21 protein-coding genes and 1 pseudogene are annotated in these 24,074 nt (G+C 69.2%); 10 read left to right on the forward strand and 12 right to left on the reverse strand.

All coding sequences use genetic code 11. The features are described 5' to 3' along the window. Positions 1 to 43 precede the first annotated feature (43 nt). Positions 44 to 1,111: a DNA polymerase IV gene (locus NV348_RS15230; RefSeq protein ID WP_447147541.1), complete on the reverse strand. Its 1,068-nt coding sequence runs from the start codon at positions 1,109 to 1,111 to the stop codon at positions 44 to 46. A 147-nt stretch (positions 1,112 to 1,258) separates the two neighbouring features. Here NV348_RS15230 and NV348_RS15235 point away from each other — a divergent pair. The 3 genes and pseudogenes from NV348_RS15235 to NV348_RS15245 form a co-directional block, all read left to right on the forward strand. Then, positions 1,259 to 1,687, forward strand: a pseudogene (locus NV348_RS15235) (PaaI family thioesterase); the annotation flags it as partial. A 203-nt stretch (positions 1,688 to 1,890) separates the two neighbouring features. Then, positions 1,891 to 2,115 carry a hypothetical protein gene (locus NV348_RS15240; RefSeq protein WP_379239509.1) on the forward strand — a complete coding sequence of 75 codons (225 nt, stop codon included), beginning with the start codon at positions 1,891 to 1,893 and terminating at the stop codon, positions 2,113 to 2,115. Then, positions 2,112 to 2,432, forward strand: coding sequence for a type II toxin-antitoxin system PemK/MazF family toxin (locus NV348_RS15245; protein ID WP_447147542.1), 321 nt, complete (start codon positions 2,112 to 2,114; stop codon positions 2,430 to 2,432). Before NV348_RS15240 ends, NV348_RS15245 begins: the two co-directional genes overlap by 4 nt. Before the next feature lie 53 nt (positions 2,433 to 2,485). Here NV348_RS15245 and lon read toward each other — a convergent pair whose 3' ends face one another. From lon to NV348_RS15265, 4 genes are all read right to left on the reverse strand, one after another. Continuing rightward, positions 2,486 to 4,951: an endopeptidase La gene (gene lon, locus NV348_RS15250; protein ID WP_447147543.1), complete on the reverse strand. Its 2,466-nt coding sequence runs from the start codon at positions 4,949 to 4,951 to the stop codon at positions 2,486 to 2,488. 230 nt (positions 4,952 to 5,181) lie between these two features. Next, the gene (gene pgfA, locus NV348_RS15255) at positions 5,182 to 6,252 is read right to left on the reverse strand and encodes a cell envelope lipid trafficking protein PgfA (RefSeq protein WP_447147544.1); all 1,071 of its coding nucleotides are present in this window, start codon (positions 6,250 to 6,252) and stop codon (positions 5,182 to 5,184) included. Then, positions 6,249 to 6,419: a DUF2613 domain-containing protein gene (locus NV348_RS15260; protein WP_218718357.1), complete on the reverse strand. Its 171-nt coding sequence runs from the start codon at positions 6,417 to 6,419 to the stop codon at positions 6,249 to 6,251. The genes pgfA and NV348_RS15260 overlap by 4 nt, the downstream gene beginning before the upstream one ends. A 29-nt stretch (positions 6,420 to 6,448) precedes the next feature. Then, positions 6,449 to 7,225: an Rv1157c family protein gene (locus tag NV348_RS15265; protein WP_447147545.1), complete on the reverse strand. Its 777-nt coding sequence runs from the start codon at positions 7,223 to 7,225 to the stop codon at positions 6,449 to 6,451. A gap of 84 nt (positions 7,226 to 7,309) precedes the next feature. On the opposite strand from NV348_RS15265, the gene NV348_RS15270 reads away from it, so the two are divergent. After that, positions 7,310 to 7,921, forward strand: coding sequence for a TetR/AcrR family transcriptional regulator (locus NV348_RS15270; RefSeq protein ID WP_447147546.1), 612 nt, complete (start codon positions 7,310 to 7,312; stop codon positions 7,919 to 7,921). A gap of 305 nt (positions 7,922 to 8,226) precedes the next feature. On the opposite strand, the gene NV348_RS15275 is transcribed toward NV348_RS15270, so the two are convergent. The 4 genes from NV348_RS15275 to NV348_RS15290 all read right to left on the reverse strand — a co-directional run bounded on the left by NV348_RS15275 (position 8,227) and on the right by NV348_RS15290 (position 15,041). Beyond that, entirely contained in the window at positions 8,227 to 9,999 is a 1,773-nt protein-coding gene (locus NV348_RS15275) for a serine/threonine-protein kinase (RefSeq protein WP_447147547.1), read from the reverse strand. An 18-nt stretch (positions 10,000 to 10,017) separates the two neighbouring features. Beyond that, positions 10,018 to 12,837, reverse strand: a complete 2,820-nt coding sequence (locus NV348_RS15280) for a tetratricopeptide repeat protein (RefSeq protein WP_447147548.1) — start codon at positions 12,835 to 12,837, stop codon at positions 10,018 to 10,020. Then, positions 12,837 to 14,636 carry an HSP90 family protein gene (locus tag NV348_RS15285; RefSeq protein ID WP_447147549.1) on the reverse strand — a complete coding sequence of 600 codons (1,800 nt, stop codon included), beginning with the start codon at positions 14,634 to 14,636 and terminating at the stop codon, positions 12,837 to 12,839. The genes NV348_RS15280 and NV348_RS15285 overlap by 1 nt, the downstream gene beginning before the upstream one ends. Before the next feature lie 93 nt (positions 14,637 to 14,729). Next, positions 14,730 to 15,041 (reverse strand): response regulator transcription factor, encoded by a 312-nt coding sequence (locus tag NV348_RS15290; protein WP_447147550.1) that lies wholly within the window; start codon positions 15,039 to 15,041, stop codon positions 14,730 to 14,732. A gap of 33 nt (positions 15,042 to 15,074) precedes the next feature. Between NV348_RS15290 and NV348_RS15295 the strand changes: the two genes are divergently transcribed. The 6 genes from NV348_RS15295 (at position 15,075) to NV348_RS15320 (ending at position 20,826) form a co-directional block, all read left to right on the forward strand. Beyond that, positions 15,075 to 16,430, forward strand: a complete 1,356-nt coding sequence (locus NV348_RS15295; protein WP_447147551.1) for a DUF445 domain-containing protein — start codon at positions 15,075 to 15,077, stop codon at positions 16,428 to 16,430. 107 nt (positions 16,431 to 16,537) lie between these two features. Further along, on the forward strand, positions 16,538 to 17,329 hold the full coding sequence (locus NV348_RS15300; protein WP_447147552.1) for a TIGR03084 family metal-binding protein: 792 nt from the start codon (positions 16,538 to 16,540) through the stop codon (positions 17,327 to 17,329). A gap of 828 nt (positions 17,330 to 18,157) precedes the next feature. Continuing rightward, complete coding sequence (locus NV348_RS15305; protein ID WP_447147553.1) at positions 18,158 to 18,550, forward strand: hypothetical protein; 393 nt, start codon at positions 18,158 to 18,160, stop codon at positions 18,548 to 18,550. Continuing rightward, positions 18,547 to 19,752: an L-2-hydroxyglutarate oxidase gene (gene lhgO, locus NV348_RS15310; RefSeq protein ID WP_447147554.1), complete on the forward strand. Its 1,206-nt coding sequence runs from the start codon at positions 18,547 to 18,549 to the stop codon at positions 19,750 to 19,752. Before NV348_RS15305 ends, lhgO begins: the two co-directional genes overlap by 4 nt. 68 nt (positions 19,753 to 19,820) lie before the next feature. Beyond that, the gene (locus NV348_RS15315) at positions 19,821 to 20,294 is read left to right on the forward strand and encodes an SRPBCC family protein (protein ID WP_447147555.1); all 474 of its coding nucleotides are present in this window, start codon (positions 19,821 to 19,823) and stop codon (positions 20,292 to 20,294) included. Positions 20,295 to 20,304: 10 nt separating this feature from the next. Next, positions 20,305 to 20,826, forward strand: coding sequence for a ribonuclease H family protein (locus NV348_RS15320; RefSeq protein ID WP_447147556.1), 522 nt, complete (start codon positions 20,305 to 20,307; stop codon positions 20,824 to 20,826). 91 nt (positions 20,827 to 20,917) lie between these two features. On the opposite strand, the gene NV348_RS15325 is transcribed toward NV348_RS15320, so the two are convergent. From NV348_RS15325 to NV348_RS15335, 3 genes are all read right to left on the reverse strand, one after another. Beyond that, entirely contained in the window at positions 20,918 to 21,673 is a 756-nt protein-coding gene (locus NV348_RS15325; RefSeq protein WP_447147557.1) for a hypothetical protein, read from the reverse strand. Between the two features lie 130 nt (positions 21,674 to 21,803). Then, the gene (locus NV348_RS15330; protein WP_447147558.1) at positions 21,804 to 22,982 is read right to left on the reverse strand and encodes an MlaD family protein; all 1,179 of its coding nucleotides are present in this window, start codon (positions 22,980 to 22,982) and stop codon (positions 21,804 to 21,806) included. Next, positions 22,979 to 24,070 (reverse strand): MCE family protein, encoded by a 1,092-nt coding sequence (locus NV348_RS15335; RefSeq protein ID WP_447147559.1) that lies wholly within the window; start codon positions 24,068 to 24,070, stop codon positions 22,979 to 22,981. Before NV348_RS15335 ends, NV348_RS15330 begins: the two co-directional genes overlap by 4 nt. Between the last annotated feature and the right edge of the window lie 4 nt (positions 24,071 to 24,074).

Consider the following 24,074-nt stretch of genomic DNA (forward strand, 5'->3'; position numbering starts at 1 on the left):
ATTCAGATGTCCTCACCGAAGATAGTTCATCGCGAGGTGTCGGTCACGGAGGGAGGAGTTCGAGGCGGACGCCGAGGAGGCGGATCGGGCGGTCGAGGTCGAAGCGGTCGATGATCGCCAGGGCGGTGTCAACGATGGTGGTGATGTCGGAGGTCGGCTGGGGGAGTTTCTGCTGCTTGCTGCGGGTGTAGAAGGTTTTGGTGCGGACGGTGACCGCGACGCGGAGGCTGATACGCCGGTGCTCGATCATCTCCTCGGCGACCTCGGTCGCCAGGCGCGCCACCTCGCGGCGGATCTCGTCCGGCTCGGTGAGATCGTGCGGGAAGGTCTCGGACTTGCTGCGGCCCACCGGGATCCGCGGCGCGGTCGAGAGTTCGGTGTCGCCCTTGCCGTGGCCGAGGACCCACAGGTAGGGGCCGGTGTTCGGGCCGAACTCGGCGGCCAGGCGCTGCCGGTCGGCGGCCATCAGGTCGGCGACGGTGACGATGTCCAGGTCGGCCATGCGCTTGGCGATCCGGGCGCCGACGCCCCACAGCGCGTCGGTGGGGCGATGGCCCATCAGCTCGGCCCAGTTCGCCGCGGTCAGTTCGAACACCCCGGCGGCGGCGCCCGGATCGTGCTCGGGCTCGGCGGAGGTCTTGCCGGTCGACTTGGCGAAACCGGTGGCCAGTTTCGCGGTGAGCTTGTTGTCGCCGATGCCGACCGAGCAGGTCAGGCCGAGTTCGGCGACAGCGCGACGGATCTCGGCGGCCAGCTGCCACGGATCGCCGTCGGTGGCGACGAACGCCTCGTCCATGCCCCACACCTCGACGGCGCCGGCGACCCGGCCGAGGGTCGCCATGATCTCGTCGGAGGCCACCTCGTAGGCGGCCATGTCCACCGGCAGGAACACACCCTCCGGGCACTTGCGCTGCGCCATCTTCAGCGGCATGCCGGCACGCACGCCGAAGGCCCTGGCCGGATAGGACGCGCAGGTGACGACCTTGCGCGGCTGCGCCGGATCGCCTTCGCCGCCCACGATGACCGGCTGTCCGCGCAGCTCAGGGCGACGCCGGAATTCCACCGCCGCCTGGAACTGGTCGAGATCGACATGCAGCAGCCACTGGGGCACGGTTGAAGTATGACCGCACGGTACCGACGAACGGCGCAACCGGGCAGCTCGCGGTGCGGCACTGGCGTACTCGTCACCGCCGTCGGATGGCAATATCCGTAGCGCGCCAACCGATGTCACGACCGAGCTCGAAGAACGGAACACCCGATGCGGACCGAAGCCACCACCCTCGACCTCGACCTGGCCCGCCAGGTACTCGCCGCGCAACCGTTCGCCCGACTCGTCGGCACCGAACTCACGGAATTCGGGGACGGCGCGGCCACGCTGATAATCGAGATCCAGCCCGAGCACGGGCAGCAGTTCGGTTTCGTGCACGGCGGCGTGCTGGCCTACGCGGCCGACAACGCACTCACCTTCGCCGCGGGCACCGTCCTCGGCCCCAACGTTCTCACCGGCGGCTTCACCATCACCTACCTGCGCCCCGCCCTCGGCGAACGACTGCGCGTCCACGCCACCGTGCTCGGCGCCACCCGCCGCCAGGCCGTCACCCACTGCGACGTCTACGCCGAGACCGAGGGCGAGGAGCCGATCCTGTGCGCGGTCGCCCAGGGCACCACGCGGCGGGTCGAGAAGGACCTCGAACGCGTCGCCGAGGCAGGCGCCGACGAGGACACCGAGTTCGACGACGAAGACGACGACACCGACGACCAGGACAGCTACGTCACCGACCAGCTGGCCATCGTCACCCCGGCACCCGACGAGGCGCCCGCGTCGCCACCGACCGTCAGCCGATAGCACCGATCAGACCGACGTAATACAAATTGCGTTACACTGGACACATGGGAGCACTGAACGTTCGAACCGACGAAGCGATGGAAAAGGCGCTGAACATTCTCACCAGCGAAGGCCGCTCGCGATCCGAAGCCGTTCGCTACGCGTTGCTGCGAACCTACAAGGAACTCCTGCTCGAACAGGCCACCGCGGACGCCGAGCGGCTCGAGAACGATCCGGACGATCGCGCCGAGATGCTGGCGATCCAGCGGTTCATGGGCGTCGCCGAGTGATCTTTCGTGGCGCGATATACGAGATCAAGGCGATCCCCGGCACTCGCGGCCACGAACAACGCGGCCATCGGTACTGCGTGATCATCCAGTCCGACAGGTTTCCGTCGAGCACCGTGATCGTGGCGATGACCTCGACCGGCGCGGGCCCTGCGGTCTATCGACCGGAAGTCGAGTTCGATGGCACGAAGACGAGGATTCTCACCGACCAGATCTTCACCATCGCCCCCGAACGACTCGGCGAGTTCAAGGGGTCGCTGGAGGGCAGCGAGTTGCGGGACCTGGACCGGGCATTGATGCTGAAGCTGGGCTTGCTCTAGACGCGGCGAACGGGCCGTGCGCAGGTTGTGCGCACGGCCCGTTCGGGTGTGGGTCAGGCGCTGACGGCGAAGCTGCCGTCGGCGGCCGGTTCGGCGATCGGCTCGATGGCGTAGGCCAGGATCTCGGCCACGTCGGCGACGGGGCGGACATCCAGGGCGGCCAGCACCTCGGCCGGGACCTCGTCGAGGTCCGGTTCGTTGCGGGCCGGGATGAAGACGGTCTTCAAGCCGGCGCGCTGGGCGGCGAGCAGCTTCTGCTTCACGCCGCCGATCGGCAGCACCCGGCCGTTCAGCGTGACCTCGCCGGTCATGCCGACATCACCGCGCACCTGCCGGCCCAGTGCCAGCGACACCAGGGCGGTCACCATGGTGACGCCCGCCGACGGTCCGTCCTTGGGCACCGCACCCGCCGGGAAGTGGATGTGGATGTTGCGGTCCAGGACCTTCGGCTCGATGCCGATCTCCTCGAGGTGCGAGCGCACGTAGGTCAGCGCGATCTGCGCGGACTCCTTCATGACATCGCCCAGCTGACCGGTCAGGGTGAGCGAGCGCTCGCCCTCGGCGGCATTGGCCTCGAGGTAGAGCACGTCGCCACCGGCGCCGGTGACCGCCAGACCGGTCGCCACACCGGGGACAGCGGTGCGTTCCACCGAGTCCGGGGTGAAGCGGGGACGGCCGAGGTAGTCGGTCAGGTTGCCGACATCGACCACGAGACTCGTCAGCTGACCGGCCGGCTGCGGACCGGACTCGATGTCGATGACGTTGTCGTAGCCGAGGTCCGGGTCGTACCCGAGCACGGCGTCCTTGCCGAGCGAGCCGTTGTCCACCAGCGCGGCGTTCTCATCCGCGTCACCGGCGACCAGGCGAGTCGCCGCCTTGCGCAAGGCTTTCGCCACCAGCCGCTCCATCTGGCGCACGCCCGCCTCACGGGTGTAGTTCGCCGCGATCTCGCGCAGGGCCGCGTCGGTGATCGAGACCTCCTCGGCGGTCAGCGCGTTGCGTTCCAGCTGCCGGGGCACCAGGAAGTCGCGGGCGATGGCCACCTTGTCGGCCTCGGTGTAGCCGTCGACGGTGATGAGCTCCATCCGGTCCAGCAGAGGGCCGGGGATGGTGTCCATGACGTTGGCGGTCGCGATGAACAGGACGTTCGACAGGTCGAGGTCCAGGTCCAGGTAGTGATCGCGGAAGGTGTGGTTCTGCGCGGGGTCGAGGACCTCGAGCAGGGCCGCCGCCGGATCACCGCGGAAGTCGGAGCCGACCTTGTCGATCTCGTCCAGCAGGACGACGGGATTCATCGACCCCGCCTCCTTCACCGCGCGCACGATCCGGCCGGGCAGCGCGCCCACGTAGGTGCGCCGGTGGCCACGGATCTCGGCCTCGTCGCGCACGCCGCCGAGGGCGACGCGAACGAACTTGCGGCCCAGCGCCTTCGCGACCGACTCACCGAGGGAGGTCTTGCCGACACCGGGCGGACCGACCAGCACGAGCACCGCGCCCGAACCACGTCCACCGACGACCTCCAGACCACGCGCGGCCCGGCGCGCACGCACCGCCAGGTACTCGACCATGCGGTCCTTCACCTCGTCCAGGCCGTGGTGATCGGCGTCGAGCACAGCGCGGGCGGCCGAGACATCGGTGCTGTCCTCGGTTTTCACCGTCCACGGCAGATCGAGCACGGTGTCGAGCCAGGTGCGGATCCAGCCCGATTCCGGGCTCTGATCGCTGGCCCGCTCCAGCCTGCCGACCTCGCGCAGCGCCTCGGCGCGCACGTTCTCGGGCAGGTCCGCGTTCTCCACGCGGGTGCGGTAGTCGTCGGCGCCGTCGGGTTCGTCCTCGCCGAGCTCCTTGCGGATGGCGTTGAGCTGCTGGCGCAGCAGGAACTCGCGCTGGCTCTTCTCCATGCCCTCGCGGACGTCCTCGGAGATCTTGTCGGTGACCTCGACCTCGGCGATGTGGTCGGTGATCCACTCGATCTGCTTGGTCAGCCGGGTGGCGACGTCCGGGGTCTCGAGCAGTTCGCGCTTCTGCTCGTTGGACAGGTACGGCGCGTAGCCGGCGGTGTCGGCGATGGCGTCGGGCTTGTCGAGCTGGTTGACGATGTCGATGATCTGCCACGCCTCGCGCCGCTGCAGCACCGCGACGACCAGCTTCTTGTATTCGGCGGCCAGCTCGATGGTCCGCTCGTCGGGCGCCACTTCCTCGACCGGTTCGGCCTCCACCCACAGGGCGGCGCCGGGCCCGGTCACACCGTGCCCGATCCGCGCCCTGCGCTCGGCCTTCAATACGGCGGCGGGAGCACCACCGCGCATCCGCCCGACCTGCTCGATCGAGGCGACGACACCATAGGAGGCGTACCCCTCGTCCAGCCGGGGCGCGACGAGCACGGCACCGGTCTTCCCGGCCTGCGCGGCGTCGATGGCGGCCTGCGCGGATTCGTCCAATTCGATGGGCACGACCATGCCCGGCAGCACGATCGGATCGGTGAGGAACAGCACCGGCAGGTTCTGAGCTGTAGTCATATCGACCCTTCCAAGGTTGAGCTTTGCTGACTCAACCCGGTCGGGTACCGGTTTGTTCCTGCCCCTGCGGGGGTTCACTCACGGCGAACATTCGACCGCTCCGACCAGGGCTTGTCCGGGTTTGTGGCATTCGGTCGGCGGGCGGTTGGGGTCGGGTCCGTTCGGGTCGTGAGAACAACGAAGCCTCCCCGGAGTGATCCGGGGAGGCCGCGTTGTGCAGGGGAACCGAGCTAGAGGTTCGTGGTGCGGAGTTGTTCGGTGGGCGGGTCGTAGGTGCGGCGGGCGGTGGTGCCGCCCGCGCTCAGGACGCCGAGGACGGCGCCGACGATGAGCAGGATCGCGCCGAGGACGCCCAGGATGATCGGCAGGGTCTTGCCGAACAGGTCGAGCTTGTCGAGGCTCTTCTGGGTGACGGCCATCTGCGCGTCGATGGTCTCCTCGTCGAAGACGAGGTGCGACTTCAGCGCGGTGACATCGACCTGGTTGGCGCTGCGGCCGTAGAACAGGTGCAGTTGCTCACCGCCCTTGATGACCGCGCCGGTCCGCGGCTCCACCCACACCTCGCGGACGTTGGTGTAGAAGCGGAGCATGGTCACCTCGCCGTCACCCTCGAGGCCCCACTTGGCCGCGGGCAGGGTCAGCTTGCTGGTGGCGGTCGGCGCGACGTCGTGCAGGCTGGTGACCGGAATGGTCTGCCGGAAGAGATAGACCGGCATCCCGTTGACCTCCGTCTCCTCGACGAAATCGATCGGGAAGGTGGCACGCGCGTTCAGGTCGAAGTACGGGTACGACTTCTTCTCGGTGCCGATCGGGAAGCGGTACTGCAGGCCCTGACGGCTCGTCGGATCAGCCACCGACGCACCGGACTTGTCGACGTTGACCGCGATGGATCCGTTGGGCGAGGTCGACACCGGCTCGCCGGTGAAGCGGTCGATGGTCACCCGGTCGACCTTCGCGTCGAGCACGCCCGCATCGCCGTCGCGGTCGTCGCGGCGCAGGGTCTGGCCGGCCTGGACGGTCATCTCATCGGCGCCGGACGGCTCCTGGACCGTGAGGAAGCGCTGCGAGGAGACGGGGACATTGTCCACCCGCGCCGCGCCATCGGGTGAGACCAGGGACTTCGAGTCGAGCACCATGCTGGGTTCGCCCGGCACGCTCTTGGCGATCGTGGTGACCTCGAGATCCAGCGGGGTCTTGGCGACCTTGTCCACGGTGTAGGTGGGGATCATGACAGCGGCGGCGAGCAGCAGCGCGCCGAGCCCGACGAGAATGCAGGCGATGAGCCTGCGCCCGTTGCTCATCGGCTGCCGTACTGCACGTTGCCCAGCACCGAGGAGCCGGGATCAGCAGTCGTTTCGGGGGCGGGGATCGAATTCTGTTGCGCGCCCGCGGTGATGCCGAGCACGGCAATCACCCCGAGGATCGCGCCGGCCAGGCCACTGACCAAGCCGGGGACGGCAAACTTCATTGAACGAAACTCCAATACGTGGCGTCGGCTCAGGCGACGGAGAAGAACCCGAGGGTCGGGGCGAACGAGCAGGTCCGGTCACCATCGGCGGTGGTCGTGGTGAGCGAACCGGTGATCACCGCGGCGACCCGACCCGAGCCGGTGTCGGCGATGGCGGACAGGGTGGCCGGCCCGTCCGGGTTGATCCCGGCCGCGGTGGTGAGCGGCTGGGTGCCGGTGCGCCGGTTGTCCAGGTTGACCCACTGCACCGTCATCGGCGGGTTCTGCGCGACGGTAGCCGTTTTGGTACCCAGCGCGGTGAAGACGAAACCGGTCTGGCCCGACGCGGGCCCGGGCGGCGGCAGCTCGGCCGGGCCGGGTACGGCCAGCGCGGTGCCGACGGAATCGGAGGTCGGGCCGATGCAGCCCTTGCCGATGGTCGGGTACAGGAACTGCGCGATCCGCGGGCCGTCCGCCGGCGGGAGGTCGGGGCCGCCACCGCCGCTGCCGTCGAGGAAGGTGATGACCTTCTCGAGGGTCGCCTTGACCTGCGCGGGGATGCCGGGCGTGGCGAGCAGCACGCGCGCCTGGGCCAGGATCGCGGCCTGCGCGCCGTCGGCGATGGGGGCGGGCGCGGAGACGGCGCTTACGATCGACGGTGCCAGCGCGGCCAGCGTCTCGGAGGGAACGTCCTCCGCGATCGCCGGGACGCTCGGCTGAGCCGCAGGCTGCGGGGCAGCCATGGTCGATGCCGGTGCGGCGAGTGAGGCACTCACCGCTAGTACGAGCGCGGACAATGCGGTCCGCGAGCCTCGGGTGCGCAGCACTGGTCAGCCGTCCTTCTTTGTGGGGATTGGTTGGAGCAGCCCGGAAAGGTAAGTGTTATCCCGGGTTTCAGATACATTGGAGAGGTGACTACAGCGGACAGGCGGTATGGGGGTCGTACAGTCGTCGCGCGTAAAGCCGAACGGCGCCAGCGGTTCCTGGATGCAGCGACGCGAATCTTCGCCGAACGCGGGTACCCGACGTGCTCGCTCGCCGAGGTGTGCGCGGCGGCGGGACTGTCCAAGCGGCAGTTCTACGAGGAGTTCGAGACCCGCGAAGACGTGCTCATCGCCGCCTACGACCGCATCCAGGACGACGCCGCCGCCGCCGTCGTCGCGGCGGTCGTCGCGCACACCGAACCGGAGCCGGCGCTGCGCAGCGGCCTGGCCGCGTACCTGGAATCGCTCGGCTCCGACTCGTACCGCGCGCAGGTGGCGCTGATCGAGGTCGTCGGGGTCAGCGATCGGATGGAGAACCATCGCCGCGCCCGCAGGCATGCCTGGTCGGCGCTGATCGAGACGGCGCTGGCGGCCAAGGGGGTGCGGCTGCGCGGCGACGCGGAGCTCACCACCGGCCTGCTCACCGGCGCGGTCAACGGCGTGGCCCACGAATGGCTGCTGCGTGAGTCGCGGCCGCCGGTCGGCGAACTGGTCGACCTGCTGACCGCCGCCGCGCTCACGCTGGTCGAATGGGACTGATTTCCGCGCAACAGCCGGGAGGGTGGCAACTTCGCGCATGTGCCGCTCGCTCAACCCACTCCCTTCCGGACATTGTGAGACCGGACGGCTTCACAGTGTGGGACGAGAGTCTGGCATAGTAGTGACCCAGATAGCAACGGCTGGAAAGTTGAGATCGGCATCACCAGGGGTGATGTGTTGGTCGAAGGTCCAGACAAGCTCGTGGTGGTAGTGAACCACCACCGGCCGCGCATGGTGCCCGGTTCGCCGTTTCGCTCCCGTTTCGACGTGGTCGGCAATCGACCGGCAATTGTCATCGCGGGTGGTCAGGACTTCCGCAGCAGGCCGGCGATGGTGCCGCCGAGTACGCCAGGCGTGCGGTAGGACAGCGTGCCGTCCGACATCAGCGTGACCGTGGAAGTCGTGCCGTCGTCCACACAGCCGCTCGCGCTCTTGCCGCTGAGTTTCGCCAGGAAGACGAGCCGGTCTGTGGTGGCCTCGACCAGAGTCTCCGACCGCTCACAGCGCTCGCCGTAGAGCGTTCCGGTGTTCGACGCGGTGGCCACCTTCTGCCCGACCTTGCCGTTGTCGATGGTGAGGGTGATGTCGAAGCGCACCGGCCCGTCGGCGGCCTGGCCCCGCCAGTTCCCCACGAACGCGGCGGGGACGGTGGATACCGGGGAACCGGTCGCGGACGGCGCCTCGGTGGGTTCGGTGCCGGGGGAGACCGAGGTCGAGTTCGCCACGCTATTGCCGTCCGGTCGGTCGCGCAGCTGCACACCGATCAGGAACGCACCCCCGGCCACCGCCAGCGCGACGACCACCGCCGCGGCGACCAAAGCGTTGCGACCGCGGCGCGAGCGGATGGGAGCCCGCGGATGCGGTGCCGTCCCCTGCCAGGGCGCGGACGTGCCGCCCGCGGCGTCACCGAGTGGCCCGCGGACCGTCGCGTATCCGGGCGATGTCACCCCGCCGCCGGGGAACAACTTGTGGCCACCGAAACCGTCGGCTGTGCCGGGCAGCGGAGTCTGCCCACCGAAACCCGCAGCTGTCCCGGGCGGTGGCGTCTGTCCACCGAAGCCGGCTGCAGTCCCAGACAGCGGGGTCCGTCCGCCGAAGCTGGACCCGGTGCCGGGGTAAGGGCCAGGCCCACCGGTGTTCGACCAGGTCGAGTGGAGCGGTGCGATAGGCCCGGCAGGCAGGTCGACCGGACCGGAATCGAGGTCGAGCAGGGTGACCGCGCGCCTACTGACGTCCTCGAGCACCGCGGGCGGCAGCCAGCCGGTGCGCTCGGGCAGGCCGATGGCGGTGAGCTCGGCGAGCACCTGCGCCGGGGTGGGGCGGGCCGCGGGGTCCTTGGCGACACAGGCGGCGACCAGGGGGCGCAGACGCGACGGCACACCTTCCAGGCGTGGCTCCTCGTAGACGATGCGCCACAGCATCTGCACGATCTCGGCGGTACCGAACGGGCCGTGACCCGACGCGGCGAAGGTCAGCACGCCACCGAGGGCGAACACATCGCAGGCGGGGCCGAGCGATTCGCCGGTCACCTGCTCCGGGCACATGAAACCCGGTGAGCCGATGACCTTTCCGGTGGTGGTGAGCGCGGTGTCCTCGACGGCGCGCGCGATACCGAAGTCGACCACCTTGGGCCCGTCGACGGCCAGCAGCACATTCGACGGCTTCAGATCGCGATGCACGACGCCCGCGCCGTGGATCGCGACGAGCGCCTCGGCGAGCCCGTGCCCGAGGGCGAGCAGCGACGACTCGGCGAAGGGCCCGAACCGCGACACCGCGTCCGAGAGCGCGAGTCCGGCGACGTAACCGGTGGCCAGCCACGGCGGATCGGCGTCGACATCGGCGTCGAGGACCGGCGCGGTGAACGCCCCGCCGACCCGGCGCGCGGCGGCCACCTCCCGGCGGAACCTGGCCCGGAACTCGGGGTCGCCCAGCAGATCCGGCCGGATCACCTTCACTGCGACGGTGCGTCCGCCCGCGTTGCGCCCCAGGTACACCTTGCCCATGCCGCCGGCGCCGAGGACGCCGAGCAGCCGGTACGCACCGATCTGGCGTGGATCGTCGCTGCCGAGCGGTTGCATCGCGTGGAGTCCTTCGAATCAGCCGAGCCGGGAGCGGGTTTCGGTCAGCAGGCCGGTGAGCAGGTGGTAGGCGGGGTGGGTGTCGTCGAGCTCGGCGACGGCGCCGGCGAGGACCTTCTCGGCCTCGGCGGCACGGTCGAGATCGAGCAGGATTCTGGCCTGGTCGTAGTCGGCGCGCACGGCCCGATCGATGGCCTCGATCGCACGGAAGCCGGCGGCGGCCGCTTCGGCGCGCGGCAACGCCTCCGGTAAACGATAGGCGGAGTGCAGGATTCGAGCAGCGTTGTGGTCGAGCCGGGCGCGGTGCCAGGTGAGCAGATCGGCGTCCGGTCCGGTGGCGGCGAGGTCGGCCAGCGCGGCGTCGGCGACCTCGATCGCCGCGACCGCGCCTGCCGAATCGCCGGACCAGTGCAGAGACAGGGCGGCGCTGTAGCGGCAGTAGGCGACCCGGATCGGGTCGTCGACCCGCGCCGCCACCTCGGCGGCGCGCCGGTAGCGTTCGGCGGCATCGGCATCGCGGTCGAGCGCGTCGAGCAGGTCGGCCGTCTCCGCGAGGACGTACGCCTCGTCAGCGAGATCCTCGATGGAACGGTCGAATTCGATGATCGCGTCGTAGGCGGCGAGCGCCTGATCGTGCTCGCCCAGCGACCGGTGCAGACCGGCGAGCAGGTAGCGACAGCCCCGGGCGGGCCCGCCCGCACCGGCGTGATCGAGCGCGACGATCGCCGCTTCGGCCTGTTCGGCGGCATCGAGCAGCTGCCCGCACGCCCGGTAGGCGATGGCCAGATCCCACTGCGCGTACGGGATATGGGGCAGGTCGGCGGGCGTGCCGATGGCGATGGCGGTGAGCAGCTCGCTGACGGCCTCGGCGGGCCGATCCAGGTGCAGCAGCAGATCACCGCGACGGGCGTACACCGCCATCCGGAAACTGACGGGTGTGTCGGCGTCGAGCAGCGGCGGCGCCTCGTCGATCGCCGTGAGCGCGGCAGCGAACTCGCCTGCGGCCCGGTGGATTCCGGACAGGTGGTAGAGCGTGGTCGCCGCCTGGAACGGCCGGTTCACCCGGCGATAGGCCGAGTTCGCCACCCGCGCGGCGGCATCGGCGTCGTCGATCCGGGAGTTGTTCTCGGACAGATACATCCGCTGTCTGGCGACATCGCCGACCAGCTCGTCGTCGCCCGACGCGGCGGCCTCGGCCGTGGCGCGGTCGAGCAGCTCGGGGAGTTCGGCGGCGGCATCGTCGAGCAGGAGGCCGCGGTCGTGCAGATCCAGGAGACCACCCGAGAGCCGCAGCATGGCGGTGACCCGGACCGTCGGATCGGTGGACGCGCTCAGGTGCGCCAGCGACGCGCGCAGCAGCGATGTCGCCTCGGCGGGCTCACCGTGCCTGCACAGATGCACGCCGAGCCGGCCGAGACCGACCTGGCGGCGGTCTTCGTCACCGGCGACGGTGTAGTGCTCGATCGCCTGGCGCAGCAGGGATTCGGTCTCGTGGCAGTCACCGTGCCGGGCGGACTCGCGCGCCAGGACGGCGGCGCGCCGACCCGCCAGCAGGGGATCGGTGGGCTCGGCGTCCTCGGTCAGGCGCCGGGTCAGGGCCGCCACCTCGGTGGTGGCGTCGCGCTCCTGGCCCAGCTCGGCCCGCTCGATCAGCTCGGTCGTGGTCAGCTCGGGGAGTTCGATCGGGGCGGGCGCGGGCCCGACCGGCGCCCGGTGCACCGCGGCGGCCGACAGCGGCAACTGGTCGACGATCGGCGTGCTCGCCAGCAGCGCGTGCACCAGCTCGGTCTGGTGCGCCGTGCCGTTGCGCTGATCGAATCGCGCCGCGATCGCCAATGCCTCGGCGGTCAGTTCCTGTTGCAGAGTGAGCGCGGTCGATTCGGCGGCGGGCCGCTCGAGGTGCGCGGGCCGCCGGACGACGGTGTCACCGTGACCCGCGTCGGCGACGGTGCGCAGCAGCAGCGCGGCCGCGGCGGCGAAGTCCATGGCGGCGGACGGGTTCGGCGACCGATCGAGCCAGCTCAGGTGCCGGTCGAGCAGTTCCAGGCCGCGGGCCTGATTGCCGGACAGCGCGCAGAACTCGAGATGGGTGGCGATGGCGCTCACGTCCTGGGGTTTGGTGCGCAGCACCCGGTAGGACCTGCGGTGCGCGTCGCGCGCGGCGTCGAGCTGGCCGGTGCGCAGATAGGGCAGCAGCAGCGCGGTCAGGATCAGCTGGGGTTGCTCGTCGCAGTTCAGCTCGCCGCGCAGGACGGGGGCGGCCAGTTCGACGGCCTCGGCGTCACGACCCCGGCTCGCCAGCCAGGCGACCTTGCCGGTCGGGTCACATCCGGCGCAGTCGGAGTTCTCGTCGCGCGGTGTGGTGCACCATCTTTCGTACCAGTGCTCGGCCTCGGTCAGGTCGCCCAGGTGCTTGGCGACGTAATGCCGGTAGGCATGCACCGCGTGCAGGCTCTGACCCTCCACCCGGTAGCGCTGCTCCATCTGGTCGAGCGCGGCCAGCGCCCGGTCCTTGGGCACCTCGGGGAAATTCGTCATCGCCCGCACCGCGAACTTGAAGTCCCAGCGCAGCGCGGGCGCCACCCATTCCTCGTAGGCGCCGGGCTCGCGGTCGTAGTCGGCCAGGCAGCGGGCGAACGGGACGAACAGCTTGGCCGGGCTCATGCCCTGCGCGTAGGCGGCGATCAACCGCATGCGGGCGCGGAACGCGAGGTCGGTGTGCCCGCCGGCTTCCGCGTGCCGCAGGACCTGTTCCAGCAGTGCGTCTTTGCTGTCGCCGTAGGGCATGTGTCCCGCCTGGGCGAGCAATCGCCACAGGTCGTCGGTGGTCTCGGACATCAGAGCTCTCCCTGCGGATCGTGCACTGCCCAGTCGAGCAGGCCGACGAACGACTTGTTCAGCAGCGCGGTGTCGACCGGCCGCATCGGATGCTGGCCGAGCAGCAACGCCTGGCTGTAGAGCGCCTCGACCGCCATCGTCACCAGCCGGGCGTCGACGAGCCCGGCGATGCGGCGTACCAGCGGATTCCGGTGGTTGAGCACCAGTTGCGGCCGGTCGCCGCCCTGGCCGGAATCGAAGGCGCCGAGGACATCGGCCCACAGCTCGTCGGCGACCTGCCGGGTGGCCCGCAGTTCGGCGCGATGCTGGGTATCGCGGTCGAGCAGGTACAGCGCCGACAGCGACGGCGGATCGAACGTGCGCAGCACGACCTCGCAGTCGAGCCGGTCGAGCACGCGCTGAGCGGTCGACAGGAAGGGGCGCAGCGCGAGCTCGGTCGACGGGTCGACCAGGTCGAAATGGGTCGCCAGGGCAGCGGTGTCCAGACGCGTCACCTGGATCTCGGGGTCGAGCGCGGGCAGGCGCTCCAGGATCTCGGTGATGTAGGTGTAGCCGCCGTTCACCAGGCCGAGGCCCTGCGCGGCCGCCACCGCGCCGAGCTGGCGGAACTCCTCCACCGACGGCGTGTAGCGGACGCCGCCGAACCGGCGGCGGAACTCGGCGAGCGGGATCTGCCCGGCATTGGTCTCCACCGGCAGCCAGCGGTCGACCAGTCGGAGCATGTCGTCGTCGTGCAGAGCCAGTGCCTTCACACCGAGGTCGTGGACGCGCAGGAAGCGGGCGAGCGCGGCCGGGTCGGCCGTGGACAGCTCCACCAGCCAGTCCCTGATCTGCCCGCCGAGCGACTCCCTGGTGGATTCGAGCAGGTCGTCCTCGTAGAGGGCCTCCCGGCTGGCGGTCGGCCGCAGCTCGGTGGTGTCGACGACGCAGCGCACGAAGAAGGCCCAGTCGGGCAGCAGCCCGGTGACGCTCTCCGCCAGCAGCATGCACTTGAGGTACACCCGGTGCCCGGCCTTGGCCGCCGGGTTGACCGGCTGCGGGAGCACGAAAGCCACACCGGTGACGCCGGATTCGGCACAGCTGAGATCGAAGGTGGCGAACGGGGTGAAGCCGAAGGTGTCCTCGGCGTAGGCGGCGAGCGCGGCCTTGCGGTCGTCGGGGGTGGGGTGGTTCGCCCGCCACGGCACGTCGGGCTCGGTGACCGAGCGCCCGTCGACGGTGACCTCGAACGGCAGCAGACTGCCGAACAGCGCGGCCAGCTCGGTGACGGTGGCGCCGGTGAGCCACTGCTCGGCGCCGCGCCGGGGCGTCAGGATCACCGTGGTGCCCGGTTCCTTGCGTTCCCGCGAGGCGGGCTCGACCCGGTAGCGGCCGTCGGCGAAACCGGTCCAGCGCACCGTCGGCCCGCCGCGCGCCGAGCGGGTGAGCACGGTGACCTCGTCGGCGACCAGGAAGCACGAGAGCAGGCCGATACCGAACTGGCCGAGGAACTCGTGCCTGGCGAAGCCGAGATCGTCGCGCTTGCCGCTGCGGCCGATGGTGGCCAGGAAGGTGTGCACCTCGGCCTCGGTGAGCCCGATGCCGGTGTCGTGGATCCGGATGCTGCCGTCGCCGGTGCGGTCGGCGGTCTCGATCCGCACGCTGAGCTGCGCCGACGGGTCGAGCGCCCGGCGCGCGGTGCTCGCGTCGACGGCGTTCTGCATCAGCTCACGCACGTACACCCGCGGACTGCCGTACAGGTGGTGACTGAGCAGGTCGACCACACCACGCAAATCGACCTGGAAAACCTGTTCCACCACCGGTCCCCTCCGAGCACGAGCACTACTTTCCCGGCCACTGTAACCGCAAGATCGCACCGTGCACCGGCCACGATGTCAGGGGCGTGACCTGCGTCAGCGGGTGTCGCGGGCTAGCTCGGCGCGGTTGGTGACGCCCAGTTCGGCGAGGATGTTGCGCACGTGGGTTTCCACCGTGCGTTCGGAAAGAACCAGTCGCGTGGCGATTTCGCGATTCGTCAGGCCCGCCGCCGCGAGATCGCGGACTTCGCGCTCGCGCGGCGTGCGGGGATCGGCGGAGCGGGCGGCTCCAGGCTCTCGCCGGACGCGGGCAAACGGGTCGCGACACCGGGGCGAACACCGCCATCTGCCGTTGACACCCCGTCGCGACCGGTCAGAATGTGATTGCCTTATCCTCACGTTCTTCACGTTCTTCGCGCGTCAGCACTAGGGGGCTCCTCGATGACCACACTGGCCTCCGGACTCTTCATCGATTGGGAAGAGCTGACGGGGCAGTCGAAATTCGTGGTCGATCTGATCAGTTTCCCGATCTTCAGCGCGCTGGCCGGCTGGCTGACCAACTGGACCGGCGTGCTCATGCTGTTCTGGCCGGTGCAGTTCAAGGGCTTCCGGGTGCCGATGCTGCATGTGCTGTATCCCTATCTCCCGCGCCGGGTCCAGGTACTGCCGACCTTCTCCGGTGACGGCCGCAGGCTCGGTTTCCAGGGCTTCATCCCCGCTCGCGCCGAGAAGATGGCCAGCATCTGCGTCGACAAGGCGCTGATGCGGATCGGCAGCCCGCGCGACTTCATCCACGAACTCGACCTCGACGGCATCGGCGACTACCTGGCCGAACGGGCGCGCGGTCAGGTGCAGCCGATCGTCGACGAGATCATGTACCGGGAGAATCCCGACCTGTGGCGTTCGCTGCCGCGGCCGGTGAAGCAGGCCGTCTACCAGCGGGTCGACCGGCAGCTGCCCGCGCTGGGGCGGCGCGCGTTCGCGAGTCTGGGCGACAACATCGACCAGCTGCTCGACGTGAAGAACTTCGTGATCAGGTACCTGGAGAAGAACCCGAACATCCTCAAGGACCTGACCACCACCATCGCGGCGCCGGAACTGAAGTTCATGGCCAGGGTCGGTCTGCTCGGTGCGCCGTTCGGCCTGGTGCTGGCGCTGTACCTGCACGTGCACTCGCAGATCCCGTACTGGGGCGCGGTGCCCGCGTGGGTGATCGTGCTGCTGGCCTCGGCCGCGATCGGCGTGATCGTCAATGTCATCGCGATCAAGATGGTGTTCGAGCCCGGCGATCCGCAGCCGCGCTACAAGTACCTGTGGCGCCAGGCCCTGCTGGCCAAGCGGCAACCGCAAGCGGCGACCGACCTGGCGCACATCCTGGCCTACCAGGTGCTGACCGTGGAGAACCTGTCCAACGAACTGCTCGAGGGGCCGAACGGGGACAAGACCCGGCAGCTGATCGAGCGGGTGGTGGCCGAGGAGATCCACCAGCAGCTGGGCCCGACCGCGTTCATGGTGCGGGCGGCGATCGGCAAGAAGGGCTACGACAACCTGGCGATCTCGGGCGCGGGCGCCGGTCTGAGCCTGGCGCCGGAGATGGTCGACGACGAGAAGTTCGTGCTCGAGCAGGCCAAGAAGATCGACGCGTTCGCCGATCGCAAGCTGCAGAAACTGACGCCGGGCGAGTTCATGGAGATGTTCTACGCGGCGGTCGAGCAGGACGCCTGGCTGCTGTACCTGCACGGCGGCGTGCTCGGGGTGGCCGTCGGCGCGATGCACCTGCTGACCTTCGGCTGGTAGCCCGCCGCAAGAACAAGCACGCGTGCTTGCATTTTTCTGGGGGCGCTGAGATTCTTGGTGACGAGGCGTACCCGTACCGGGTCGCGCCACGATCGGCAAGGGAACAGATGGCTGACCTCGCAGCGCTCCTCGACGACTTCGCCGCCGAATGCGCGGATCTGGAAAACCTGGTCGCACCGCTGACCTCCACGCAATGGCAGACCGCCACCCCCGCACCCGGCTGGGACATCACCACCCAGATCGCCCACCTGACCTGGACCGACGAGGTCTCCAAGCTGGCCGCCACCGACGGTGACACCTTCGCGAAGCTGCTGGCCGAGGCCGCGCCCAAGATGTTCACCTTCGTCGACGAGGCCGCCGAGGAGGTCGCGCAGACCTCACCCGCCGAACTGCTCGTGCGCTGGCGCACCGGTCGCGAGGCGCTGATCGCCGCGCTGGCCGCCGTGCCCGCGGGCACCAAGCTGCCCTGGTTCGGCCCGCCGATGAGCCCCGCGTCGATGATCTCCGCGCGGATCATGGAGACCTGGGCGCACGGCCAGGACGTCGCCGACGCGCTCGGCGTCGAACGCACGCCCACCGCCCGGCTGCGCACCGTCGCCCACATCAGCGTCCGCACGCGCAACTACGCCTACACGGTGCACGGGGAATCCGGCCCCGCCGAGGAATTCCGGGTGGAGCTGACCGCACCCGACGGCAGCCTGTGGACCTGGGGCCCCGAGGACGCCGAACAGCGCGTCACCGGTCCGGCCGTCGATTTCTGCCTGGTGGCGACCCAGCGCCGCCATCGCGAGGACACCGCCCTGATCACCGAGGGCCCCGACGCCGAACACTGGCTCGGCATCGCCCAAGCCTTCGCCGGCCCCCCCGGAACAGGCCGCGAAGCCGGCCAATTCGCCTGAAAACCCACCCCCACACACACCCACACACACAACCCAACCCACCCCCCACAACCCGACCTCGAGGAGGGTCCGCCGCCCAGCGGCGGGTCGCGGCCGTCCCGTCGATCAGGTGCCGTTGCGCAAGCGACGAAGGAGCAAGCAACGGCACCTGATCGACGGGACCCAAAGGGCCGCGACCACGAGCGCGCCAGCGCTCCAAAGAAACAGGCGAGCGTCAGTCTCTGAGCGCCATTCGTGCCGACTGCCCCGGACGTCGTTGGCCGGGGGTTGACCTCCGTGGCAGTCGTGAATGACGCTCGCCTGCTTCGTAGAGGTACCCCGCGGCACGGTGTGAGAAACAACCGTCAGCGCGGGTCACCGCGCTGACCCGCGCTGATAGGTCAACCGTCCAGATGTGGTCTTGATCTCACGGTACGCCGGTGCTAACAACAGCTAGCACCGGCGTACCGTGGAAAACAGCGCGTGGCTTTCAACGATGCGGGCCCCGTTCCCTCGGGTTCACCCACAGGTACAGGAAGGACCGCATCGTGACCGCACACCGACCCGCTCAGATCGCGCGTCTGTCCGCCACCGTCATCGCCGGCGCCGCCAGCCTCTGCCTCACCGTCGCCGCGGGCGCCTACATCGTCAACCACATGCCCGAACTCGCGCCGCCGCACGCCGACGGCACCGCGGCCCCCGCCGCGACACCGGAATCGGGACACCATCGCCCCGCGTCCGCCGGGAACTCCGCACCGCGCGCCGGCAACGACCTCGTCGAGCTCGCGGTGTCGACCGAGCGCATGGTGCCCACCACGACCAGGACATCGGTGACCGCACAGCAGTCCGGTGTCGGCGCGACGCCCGACAACACGGCGCTGGCCGGCGTCCGGCCGGCTGAAGATCGGCACCACCTATGTCGGGGCGCAGGTCGCCCCCGCGCGGACCGACATCATCGCCTTCACGGTGGACACCAACCTGGTGACGATGGCGTCGAAATACCTGGGCATCACCGTCGACCCGGCCGGGGTGACCCTGCTGCGGACCGAACTCGACACCCGCCGCGGCGACGTGGTCTTCGTGCTCTCCGATCCCGGCCTCGGCAGCCACACGCTGCGCGTCGAACGGGTCCAGAAGCCGGGCACCACCGAGCCTGCCCCGGTCGACACCGCGCAGGCCGACGGCGAGCCCGCGGCACCGACCACCCCCGTAGCCGAGGAGCCGACTACCGTCGGCGTGTGAGTTCTGGCGGCACCGCGCGCGGTGCGTACGACTTCTGCGTGCTCGGCGGCGGCATCGTCGGCGTGGCGACCGCGCATCGCCTGCTGAGGACCCATCCCGGCGCGAGCCTGGTGCTGGTGGACAAGGAGGCCGGCCTCGGCGTGCACCAGACCGGGCACAACAGCGGGGTCATCCACTCCGGAATCTATTACCCACCCGACAGTTTGAAGGCGCGACTGTGCCGGGCGGGCGCGCGGTGGACCAAGGAATTCGCCGCCGCCAACGACATTCCGTTCGAGGTCTGCGGAAAGCTGCTGGTGGCCACCGATTCCGCCGAGCACGCGCGGATGCTCGACCTGTCCGAGCGGTCCATCGCCAACGGCGTCGATGTCGAAGCGATCGACGCGGCCGAACTGCTGCGCCGCGAGCCCCGGATCACCGGCGTCGGCGCGCTGTTCGTGCCCGCCACCGGCATCATCGACTACGCGAAGGTGACGGCCGCGCTCGCCGATCAGGTGGTGGTGATGGGTGGGCGGATCGCGCTCGGCACCGTCATCGAGGCGATCAGCGAAACCGGCTCCGCCGTCACCATTTCCGGCCCCGCCGGGGCGTTCACCGCGCGCACGCTGGTGGTGTGCGCCGGATTGCAGGCCGACCGGATGGCGCGAATGGCGGGTATCCGCACCGACTTCCGCATCGTCCCGTTCCGCGGCGAGTACTACCGGCTGCCCGCCGAGCGAGCCGAGCTGGTGCGCACGCTGATCTACCCGGTGCCCGATCCCGCGCTGCCGTTCCTCGGCGTCCACCTGAGCCCGACCATCGACGGGGAACTGACCGTCGGGCCGAACGCGGTGCTCGGGCTGGCCAGAGAGGGCTATCCCAAGGGCAGCGTGAACGTCCGGGACGCGGTCGACGTGCTGCGCTTCCCCGGTGTCCACCGGGTCGCCCGCGCGCACCTGCGGACCGGGGCGCGTGAGCTGCGCAATTCGGTGTTCAAGCGGGGCTATCTCGCCGAATGCCGCAGGTACTGCCCGGAACTCACGACCGCGGATCTGCTGCCGCATCGCGCGGGCATCCGCGCGCAGGCCGTGCTGCGCGACGGCACCCTGGTGCACGACTTCCTGATCGAGCGGACGCCGCGCTCGATCCACGTGCTCAACGCGCCCTCACCTGCGGCGACATCGGCGATGCCGATCGCCGAATACCTCGTCGACCAGCTCTGAGCGTCAATCCGGCAAATAAAGAGGATATTTGTAGTAATTTTGAGCCCATCCGTGATCAGGGAGGGCCGATGGGCCACATCAGGTATGCGTGTGACGTCGGCGCACCCGTCGACGCCGCTTTCGCCTACGCCGAGAACTTCCGCTTCGTCCCGGACTGGATGTCGGGTGTCACCGGCATCGAGCCGGACGGCGAACCCGAACAGGGCCTCGGCGCCGCCTTCGTGCTGAAAGTCCGGTTGTTCGGGGTGATTCCGCTGCGCTCCACCTGCGAGATCACCGAATATCGGCGCAATGCGGTGATCGGGTATACCCTGCGTGGGCGGGTATACGGAACCGTGACACTACGGTTCGATCCGCTCGGCTACGAACGGTCGGTGCTGACCTCCGAAGCCGACTATCCACCACCACGCGGTGTGTTCGGCCGCCTGTGCCACGGCCTCGTCGACGCGGTCGCGAGATCGGCACTGCGCCGCACGGAGTCGCGGTTGCGAAGGGAGATAGAGGCATTCCACGGTACCGATCTTGTCGGCCGCATCGCCTAGGGTGGCGGTCATGATCATCGTGAGCACCGACGGGTCCTGCCTGCGCAATCCCGGTGGTGCCATCGGCTGGGCCTGGGTGAATCACCAGGGCCCGGCGGACAGCGGGGGAGCGGCGACCGGTACCAATCAGATCGCCGAGCTCCGCGCCGTATTGGAAGCCATCCTCGCCCACCCCGGTACCGAGCCGATGCTCATCGAGAGCGATTCGCTCTACGCCATCAAATGCGCCTCCGAATGGATCACCAGCTGGCGGCGCAACGGCTGGCGCACCTCCACCGGTGGCGCGGTGAAGAACGTCGAGATCATCAAGCAGATCGATCGGGCCATCACGACCCGCGAGGGACCGGTGCGTTTCCGCTGGGTCCGCGGGCACGTCGGTAACTATTTCAACGAACAGGCCGACACTCTGGCAGGCGCGGCCGCCCGCGAAGCCGCCGCCCGCCCGGCGCCAGTCGCCGAACCCACCAGACCGCGGACCACGGGGAAGCCGGTCGAGCCGGCAGCGCCGTCCGGGACACTCACCCTGTTCTGAGGCACCGACGCGACCGGAGTTGGTCCGCACGACAACGCCTCCGGCGGCAGAGTCGCTCTGCCACCGGAGGCGTTGTGGAAATACTCGTCGATCAGTTGCCGGGAGTCGGCGCGGGCGCCTGCGGCGTCGGCACGGTCTGACCGGGGGCGGCGCCACCGGGGACCTGGCTGCCGTTCTTGAGCAGCGGCGAGTCCAGCTTGCTGACCAGCCACTTACCGTCGTCGGACTTCTCGAGGGTCATCTCGATGGCGAACATCATCCGGTCCGGTTCGGTCTGGGTGAAGTTGGTCCGGTACTGGGTCATGGTGACCATGGCCTTGACGTCTTCGGTGCTGCCCGAGATGTAGGCGCACTGCACGTCCTCGCCGCGGGACTTCACCTGGGCCTGGACCATCGCGCCCTTGAGCGCATCGCTGGCGTCGCTGAATTCCTTCAGGTAGTCGCCGGTGGCCCCCGCCTTCATCGAGGCGATGTAGCCGTCGAGGTCCTTGGAGTAGTCGTAGTTGGCGAGGATGTTGCCGTAGTCGCAGGCCGCCTTCGTCGAATCGGCGATGGCGTCGAGCTTGTCGCCCTTGTCGCTGCTCTGCAGGAAGAACACCACGGCCGCGGTGGCCGCACCGAGAGCGACCACACCGGCCACACCGGCGGCGATCCAGCCCGTCGAGCTCGATTTCCCGGCCGACGCGGGCGCGGGCGCCTGCGCTTCGGGCACGGTCGCCGCCCGCACAGTGGGCGCGTCCGTTTCGGGGGTGGCCGCAGCGCCCTTGACGGTCGCATCGGCCTTGGCCAGATCGGGCTTGTCCGCCGCGGCAGCGTCCTTCTTGCTCTCGGCGTCGTCGCTGGTCATCGAATCAATCCTGCTCTTTCCCGGCACACATATCGCACCGATATCCTTCGTGGGCCCGTGAGCCGGACCACACGCTCTCCCCAGCGAGTATGCCCGGTCCGGTCGGCGAGCGACCGGACCGGGCATCAACTCAGTTCACCGGGATGGGTGTCCGCTCGTTGGGATCGACGCCCGGCGGCATCTGCGCGCCGTTGTTGGGCACGTTCGGACGCGGCGCGTTGGCCGAACCGCGGATCTGCTGATCGGCGGGCGGGTTCACGCAGTAGTTCCACTTCGGGATCGACCCGTCCTGGACTTCCTCGTTGCGGCGGTACTCGGTGGCGTAGTAGCACGTCGGCCGCGGCCAGATATCGATGACGGTGTGGAACTCGCCGTCGTGGGCGGGCACCGCGATCGACTCCAGACCCAGCGCCAGCGACGGGAACAGCAGTCGCAGCGCGGGCTGACGCAGCTGCGCCGCCCTGGTGATGGCGACGAAGTTGGCCGCCAGACCGCTGATCGGATCGGCGGTCTTGTCCAGCACCGCGCCGAGCGCCTCGAACTGGGCGGGCGCGTTGTCCAGCACGCTTTGCAGTTCGGCGTTGGCGTTGTTGAACTGGGTCAGCAGCGCGCCCGAGTTGCGGGTCAGCGTCTGCAGATCCGGCTGCGCGTGCGAGGTGGTCTCGGCGATCACCCGCAGGTTCGCGATGAGGTTCACCGTCTGCGGCAGCAGGTTGTCCAGACCGGCCACCACCAGGCTGACACCGTTGATCAGGCCACGCAGCTGATCCGGGCCTGCGCCGAGCGCGGTGTCGAGCTCGGCCAGGATCGTCTTGAACTGCTGCGGGTCGACCTGGGCGATCAGCGCGCTGGTGTCGTCGAGCACCGCCCACACCGGGGTGGGGGTCTTGATCTGCTCGGGGTTGTACTTGATCACCGCGCCATCGCCGAGGAACGGGCCGACATCGCTGTTCGGACGGAAGTCGATGTACTGCTCGCCCGCCGCCGACAGGGCCGCCACCTGGATCATGGTGTCGACCGGGATCTTGTAGCTCGTGTCGATCTGCGCCTTGGCGGCGATCGACTGACCCTGATCGATCAGCTCCACCGAGGTGACCTTGCCGATCCGGTGCCCGCGCAGGGTCACGTCGTTGCCCGGCTGCAGACCGCCCGAGCGGTCCAGGTTGACCGTCACCGCGTATTCCGACCGAAGCGGGTTCACCCGCATGACATTGACCAGCAGGTAGGTGGCGCCGACGATCAGCACCACGACCAGGGCCGCGTTCGCGAGCAGGATCTTGTTACCGAAGAACTTCTTGGCCTTGCTCATCGGTGGCCTCCCACTCGGCCCTGAACGATCTGCAGCACCTGGATGAAGGTGCCGACGAAGTCGTTCACGTCCTTCAGATCGGGGAACTTGCTGTTGGCCGGATCGGTGAGCAACCCGATGTCGAGGTTGGTCAGCGTCGCGTACGGCGCCAGCGACTTGCCCTGGAACGTGGCGTTCGCGCCGGGCCGGATCGCGTGCAGCTGATCGAGCACGTACCCGAAGTTGTCGCCGGAGGCCGCCAGCGCGGTCATCAGGTTGTCCAGGTTGGTGAGCAGCTCGGAGAGCTGATCACCGGTGGTGTTGGAGTAGTCGCCGAGCGCGGCGCTGGCCGTGGCCACCTTGGTGAGCAGGTCACCGATCGCCTTGTTGTTCTCGGCGATGGCGCCGATGGCCTGCGGCAGGGTGTCGGCCACCTGGCCCAGCTGGGTCTTGTTGTTCTCGATGGTGTTGGCGAGGGTGTTGAACTCGGTCAGCACCGTGTCGACCTTGGCGCTGTTGTTGTTCAGTTCGCCGATGACACCGGTCATTTCCATGATCAGGTGTGACAGGTTGCCGCCCTGCCCGTTGAGGATCGAGCCGAGTTCGGTGCCCAGCCGGCTGAGGCTGGCCACGCCGCCGCCGTTGAACAGCATCGACACCGAGATCAGCAGCTCTTCCACGGTGGCGCCCGCCGAGGTGTACTCGCGGGTGAGGGTGGCGCCGTCCTCCAGCGGCGCGCCTGCGGGCGCCCCGTTCTTGGGCTTGGACAGCGCGATGAACACGTCACCGAGGGGAGTCGCCTGACGCAGTTCGGCCGTGCTGCCCTGGGGCAGCTGGATGTCCTTGCTGATCTGCATGTCGATGCGGGCTTGGAAGTTCTTGGTGGAGATGCCGGAGACCACTCCGACATCGGAACCACCGATCTTCACCTTCGCCTGATCGGGCAGGTTCAGCGCGTTGTCGAACTCCGCGTGGATCGTGTAGGTATCACCTTCGACGCCCGGCTTGGGCAGCGGCAGATCCTCCACGGTGAATCCACACCCGGAGGTGATCGCCACCGTCGCCGTCGCGGCCGCGGCGACCAGCGCGCGGCGGGCTTTCATCGTCATACGT

The sequence above is a fragment of the Nocardia fodinahabitans genome, from assembly GCF_052983615.1.

What these genes read in the sequence shown, in the direction of transcription:
- NV348_RS15240 (WP_379239509.1), top strand. Translation starts at nt 1,891, where the DNA reads ATGGGAGCACTGAACGTTCGAACCGACGAAGCGATGGAAAAGGCGCTG.
- lon (WP_447147543.1), bottom strand. Translation starts at nt 4,951, where the DNA reads ATGACTACAGCTCAGAACCTGCCGGTGCTGTTCCTCACCGATCCGATC.
- pgfA (WP_447147544.1), bottom strand. Translation starts at nt 6,252, where the DNA reads ATGAGCAACGGGCGCAGGCTCATCGCCTGCATTCTCGTCGGGCTCGGC.
- NV348_RS15260 (WP_218718357.1), bottom strand. Translation starts at nt 6,419, where the DNA reads ATGAAGTTTGCCGTCCCCGGCTTGGTCAGTGGCCTGGCCGGCGCGATC.
- NV348_RS15275 (WP_447147547.1), bottom strand. Translation starts at nt 9,999, where the DNA reads ATGCAACCGCTCGGCAGCGACGATCCACGCCAGATCGGTGCGTACCGG.
- NV348_RS15280 (WP_447147548.1), bottom strand. Translation starts at nt 12,837, where the DNA reads ATGTCCGAGACCACCGACGACCTGTGGCGATTGCTCGCCCAGGCGGGA.
- NV348_RS15295 (WP_447147551.1), top strand. Translation starts at nt 15,075, where the DNA reads ATGACCACACTGGCCTCCGGACTCTTCATCGATTGGGAAGAGCTGACG.
- NV348_RS15300 (WP_447147552.1), top strand. Translation starts at nt 16,538, where the DNA reads ATGGCTGACCTCGCAGCGCTCCTCGACGACTTCGCCGCCGAATGCGCG.
- NV348_RS15315 (WP_447147555.1), top strand. Translation starts at nt 19,821, where the DNA reads ATGGGCCACATCAGGTATGCGTGTGACGTCGGCGCACCCGTCGACGCC.
- NV348_RS15320 (WP_447147556.1), top strand. Translation starts at nt 20,305, where the DNA reads ATGATCATCGTGAGCACCGACGGGTCCTGCCTGCGCAATCCCGGTGGT.
- NV348_RS15325 (WP_447147557.1), bottom strand. Translation starts at nt 21,673, where the DNA reads ATGACCAGCGACGACGCCGAGAGCAAGAAGGACGCTGCCGCGGCGGAC.
- NV348_RS15330 (WP_447147558.1), bottom strand. Translation starts at nt 22,982, where the DNA reads ATGAGCAAGGCCAAGAAGTTCTTCGGTAACAAGATCCTGCTCGCGAAC.
- NV348_RS15335 (WP_447147559.1), bottom strand. Translation starts at nt 24,070, where the DNA reads ATGACGATGAAAGCCCGCCGCGCGCTGGTCGCCGCGGCCGCGACGGCG.